4 protein-coding genes are annotated in these 3,996 nt (G+C 62.3%); 3 read left to right on the forward strand and 1 reads right to left on the reverse strand.

Annotated features, from left to right (window positions below; genetic code table 11):
* The first annotated feature begins 9 nt into the window (after positions 1 to 9).
* Together lnt and ABWI03_RS29875 are read left to right on the forward strand one after the other, a co-directional pair.
* Complete coding sequence (gene lnt, locus ABWI03_RS29870) at positions 10 to 1,578, forward strand: apolipoprotein N-acyltransferase (protein WP_298773921.1); 1,569 nt, start codon at positions 10 to 12, stop codon at positions 1,576 to 1,578.
* Positions 1,579 to 1,670: 92 nt separating this feature from the next.
* Positions 1,671 to 2,501, forward strand: a complete 831-nt coding sequence (locus tag ABWI03_RS29875) for a hypothetical protein (protein WP_298773706.1) — start codon at positions 1,671 to 1,673, stop codon at positions 2,499 to 2,501.
* Between the two features lie 331 nt (positions 2,502 to 2,832).
* On the opposite strand, the gene ABWI03_RS29880 is transcribed toward ABWI03_RS29875, so the two are convergent.
* The gene (locus ABWI03_RS29880) at positions 2,833 to 3,171 is read right to left on the reverse strand and encodes an RNA polymerase-binding protein RbpA (protein WP_003944971.1); all 339 of its coding nucleotides are present in this window, start codon (positions 3,169 to 3,171) and stop codon (positions 2,833 to 2,835) included.
* Positions 3,172 to 3,360: 189 nt separating this feature from the next.
* Here ABWI03_RS29880 and ABWI03_RS29885 point away from each other — a divergent pair, with 189 nt between their 5' ends.
* Positions 3,361 to 3,717 carry a hypothetical protein gene (locus ABWI03_RS29885; RefSeq protein WP_166810175.1) on the forward strand — a complete coding sequence of 119 codons (357 nt, stop codon included), beginning with the start codon at positions 3,361 to 3,363 and terminating at the stop codon, positions 3,715 to 3,717.
* Positions 3,718 to 3,996 lie beyond the last annotated feature (279 nt).

Raw genomic sequence — 3,996 nt, forward strand, 5'->3', positions numbered from 1 at the left:
CGCTCACGCGTGAATGCGGTGCTCACCGGTTCCGCCTGGCTACGTTCGCTGTACGCAGCCGCAGGTGGATTCCTGATCTTCGCCGGATTCCCACCCCGCCCCCTGTGGTTTCTGGCGCCCGTCGGGATCGCTCTTCTGACATGCGTGTTGACGAACTTCGGTCGTGGCGGACTGCGCCTTCGTGTCGGATTCGGTTACGGGTATCTGGCCGGTCTCGGTTTCCTGGTGCCGTTGCTTCCGTGGATCGGTGTGTTCGTGGGCGCGGTCCCGTGGATCGCGTTGGCTGCCGTGGAGTCGTTGTTCATCGGACTGTTCGGGTTGCTTGCGGTCCTGGTGGCGAGATTGCCGTGGGCGCCGTTGTGGATTGCCGCGACCTGGACGCTGACCGAGTGGCTTCGTTCCAGCGTTCCTTTCGGTGGATTTCCCTGGGGCAGGCTCGCATTCGGCCAATCCGAAGGGTGGCTCCTCCCACTCGCGAGTGTCGGCGGTGCGCCGCTGCTCAGCTTCGCGGTGGCCCTGACCGGTACCGGCTTGGCAGCAGTAGCCGTTGCTGTCGCGGCCAAACGATGGGACCGCGGATTCTTCGGAGCTGTTGCCGCCGTACTCGTGCCCGTGATCGTTGCTCTTGTGATGTCGCCGTTCCTGTCCACCATGGATTCCGGAGACCGAACGATCACCGTCGCCGCCATTCAGGGAAGCGTTCCGCGGTTGGGCTTGGACTTCAATTCGCAACGCAAGCAGGTCCTCGACAACCACGTCACCGAAACCGTGAAACTTGCTGCCGAGGTCGACGCAGGCCGCGTCGATCAGCCTGACGTCGTGATCTGGCCGGAGAACGCCTCGGACATCGACCCCCTGCGGAACGCCGATGCCGCGGCCGACATCACCCGAGCCTCCGAAGCCATCGGAGCGCCGATTCTTGTCGGCACCGTACTCGTGAATGCCGATCGTACGACCACCAATTCGGTGATCGTGTGGGACGGCGCCAACGGTCCTCAGGAACAGCACGACAAGAAGATCATTCAGCCGTTCGGCGAATACCTGCCCTACCGAAGCTTCTTCCGGAACTTCTCCTCGTACGCCGATCGTGCGGGTAATTTCGTACCCGGCGAGGGCAACGGTGTCGTCCACGCAGCGGGTGTGCCGATCGGCGTCGCGACCTGCTACGAGGTGGCGTTCGACCGAGCGTTCCAGGAATCGGTGCGCAACGGTGCGCAACTGCTGGCGGTACCGACCAACAACGCCACCTTCGGGGACACCGAGATGACGTATCAACAGCTGGCAATGTCTCGTGTGCGGGCAGTCGAGCACGGCCGCGCCGTCGTTGTCGCCGCAACCAGTGGTGTCAGTGCCATCATCGGTCCCGATGGTGTAGTGACTTCGCAGACCGACCTGTTCGTGCCGGCGGCACTGGTGGCGAAGGTGCCACTCTCGACCAGCTCCACTCTCGCCACTCGAGTAGGCCCGGCGCCGGAGATCGTGCTCGGCATCATCGCGGTCGGCGCGATTGCCATGGCCGTGGTAGCCCGGCGCCGAGATCAGGCTGAGCAATCACCCGAGGAGACTGCGGCAGTCTGAGCCGAGCAACGGATATCGGGCACTCGATGTTCCGAGGGGCACCTACGCGGGTACTCGCTGTGCCACCCGTTCCTGCGTAAAGGCGGCCTCCCGTGACCGAGCCAGACAAGACCGAGCCTGAGAAGACCGAGCCCCAGACTGCAGTTCGCAAGACCAGTGTCGTCGACGCGGTTCTGCAGTCACCTCTCGCCGGTCTGTCACCGTGGATCCTGCTGTCTTTGCTCTCCGGGCCGGGAAGGTTCGAGGAATCCGCGGCCGCTGCGCTCGGGTTGTCGCTGCTGATCTTGGCGGCCAGTCACCGGCGCGGCGGTACCGTGAAGCTGTTGGAGGTCTTCGACGTCGTGTTCTTCGGCGTTCTGGCATCCATCGGGCTCCTCGCGTCGGCGAACACGATTCGGTGGTTCGAACTCTGGGGCGGGGAACTGACCAACATCGCACTGGTGGTCTTTGCGTTCGGGTCGATCCTGCTTCGTAATCCGTTTACGTTGCAGTACGCGAAAGAGTCGACGCCCGAAGAGTATTGGACGACGCCACTGTTCTTGCGCATCAACTACGTCATCACGGCAGTGTGGGCTCTCGCCTTCACCTGGTCGGCTGCGGTGGGCCTGTTCGGAGATGCAAGGCTGCACGACGGTGACAACTTCTGGACCGGATGGATTCTGCAGTTGCTCGGAACGTTCTTCGCGATCTCGTTCACCGAGTGGTATCCCGAGTACGCGCCGAACAAGGCTGCTCAGGCGCAGGGTCGCGAAACCGACCCCCCGCAGTCGATTTTCAGGCTGTTCGACTTTCTGCCGGTGTTCGTAGCCGTGACCGGTATTGCGGGGCTGGTGACCGACTCGGTTTCCGTGACCGCGGGCGTCACGTTGATTCTGGTCGGCGTATTCGGGCATCTGGCGATGCGAAGGTTCACCGTCGACTAGTCCGCGAACATTCGGGGCAGTCGAATTCGGACGCCGCTCGACAGCTGGAAGTTTGGTGTGTCGCAGGGTGGGGGATACAGCTCACACTGGTGCACGAAGCAGTGCCGATGGTTCTCCAGCGCGAATCCGGGATTTGCGCACTGTCGGCCCGTGAGTGCGCCTGGATGCTGAATGACGCTGTGCTGAAACATTTTTCACTACGGCGAGGCATCCTGGAGTTGCCACGTCGAAGAAGGGCCGAAGTATGACGTCGACTTGTGAACGATCACTCCCCGAAGAACGAGAAAGACCGCCCGGTGTAGAACCGGACGGTCTTGATCGAAGTGCTAGTTCATGCGCCGCGACGCTTGGCCTTCAGCAAATCGAGACGCTCTTTGAGGAGCTCTTCGAGTTCCTCGACCGAGCGACGCTCGAGCAGCATGTCCCAGTGGGTGCGGGGAGGCTTGACCTTCTTGGCTTCGGGAGCAGTTCCCTCCATGAGGGTGCCTTCGAGTCCGTTACGGCACAACCAGGTGCCGGGGATCTCGGCTTCGTCCGCGAACGGGATGTCGAAGATCTCGCCGTTCTCGCACTTGTACTTGGCCATACGACGGGGCGCGAGGTCATGGTCACGGTCGGTCTCGTAGCTCACAGCTCCGAGACGGCTACCTCGAAGTACGCGATCTGCCATGGTGGTGTCCTCTCTTCGTTCGTCACCGCTGGTGGGCGCCCTGACTTGGGGAGTAGACGCTCACACTCATCTACAACGCCACGAGCACCCGATTGGTTCCCGTGTGGCGAGAAGACGCAACCTCTCCATCTTACCGGGTGCCGTGCGCGTTCATCGAAGGCGTCCGAATCTCGAGTACAGTGTCGACTCATGGCTGAAAGCACACGCGTCGGATCACCGCAGACTGCGCGTTCCGGAAATCCGTGTGCGTGGTGTGGCCGCGAGGTTGCGGTCACGGGAGTGGGTCGACGACGCCGGTACTGCAGCCAGTCCTGTCGCCAGCGCGCATACGAGCAGCGCAACGCCGTCAAGGGCACGTCCATCCCGGCTGATGCCGTCATCTTGACCGCAATCGAGGCTGTCGAACTGGTGGATCGAATGTTCGAGGTTCGCTGCGCCGCCGAAGATGTAGCGACAGCTGTCGCCGAGGGCGCCCAGAGTTCCGAGCTCACGCAGTTATGTGAACGGTTGACCGAACTTGCCCGTGAAGCCGAACGTTTCCGGTGAAGCAGGTGTGGGCAACCGGTTTCTAGCCTTGCGTCGAGCACTGCAGCACTGCGGTGCTCCTGACGCCTGACGACGACAAATTTTGATCCTGAGTTCGGACCTTCGGGGAGGTTCGGACTTCGAAGCGACCCTTCGTCGAGGTCGATGACCTTCGGCTGCGCTCTCGCAGGATCGCCACATGGTTTCCACTCGATATCGAGGCGGTGCGATGTTTCTCTTCAATCCCCGAGCCACAGTTCCCGGCGCTGACCGTCACAACGCTGTGTGGGGGTGGTCGTG

Origin of the sequence: Rhodococcus baikonurensis (genome assembly GCF_040489275.1) — a bacterium.
Lineage (GTDB): Bacteria > Actinomycetota > Actinomycetes > Mycobacteriales > Mycobacteriaceae > Rhodococcus_F > Rhodococcus_F baikonurensis.